Below are 681 nucleotides of genomic sequence, written 5' to 3' on the forward strand. Positions count from 1 at the left end.
CTTTTGTTTCGAGACTGCGGACATGGCGCAGATCAATGGCAAGCTTGAGGGGCGTAATACGATCCTGCGTTCGCTCGGCAGCAGCCGCTACGCGGTCTATGGTCACATGATCAGGCGCCGGCTCGAGCCGAAGCTTGATGGCGAATTCGACAATCAATTTGCAGCTGAATTGAACCGCCGATATATGGCGCAGCTCAAAGAGCGGCGCATGTTCGTCAATGACATGTATATCACGATCGTCCGCCGTCCTTTGCGCGGTCAGGTCGGATTGATAGACGGCTTGACGCGCAGCCTGTTTGCTCATCGTGGCACCAAAGACCAGGCGAAGGGTGCCCGGCAGGGAGAGGATGAGGAGCTTCGCGAATTGCACGACGCCGTTCTAGGTGTGCGTGAAGTCCTGCAGGATTATCAGGCGCGTATTCTCGGTATCCGTGAACCTGAGCCAGGGAACTATTTCTCCGAGCCGCTGGAATTTCTGGTTCAAATACTCAACGGGCTTGATCCAGTTTCGATGCGTTTGCCACGCATGCCGCTCGATGGTGCGCTTGCGATGAAGCGGCTGCATTTCGGGCGCAATGCTGTAGAGTTCGTCGGCGCGACGCCGCCAAGAGACTCACGGCTCGGTGCCATGCTGTCAGTACGCGAATATCCATCTTATACGGGCCCTCTCCTGCTCGACGG

At 57.0% G+C, this 681-nt stretch carries 1 protein-coding gene; it reads left to right on the forward strand.

Features of this window, described 5'->3' with window-relative positions; genetic code table 11:
- Nucleotides 1-22: 22 nt before the first annotated feature.
- On the forward strand, nt 23-681 hold a 659-nt coding region (locus ACXJ5O_RS28965; protein WP_457302912.1), incomplete at its 3' end, for a VirB4 family type IV secretion/conjugal transfer ATPase.

It is taken from the genome of Phyllobacterium sp. P5_D12, assembly GCF_054049495.1.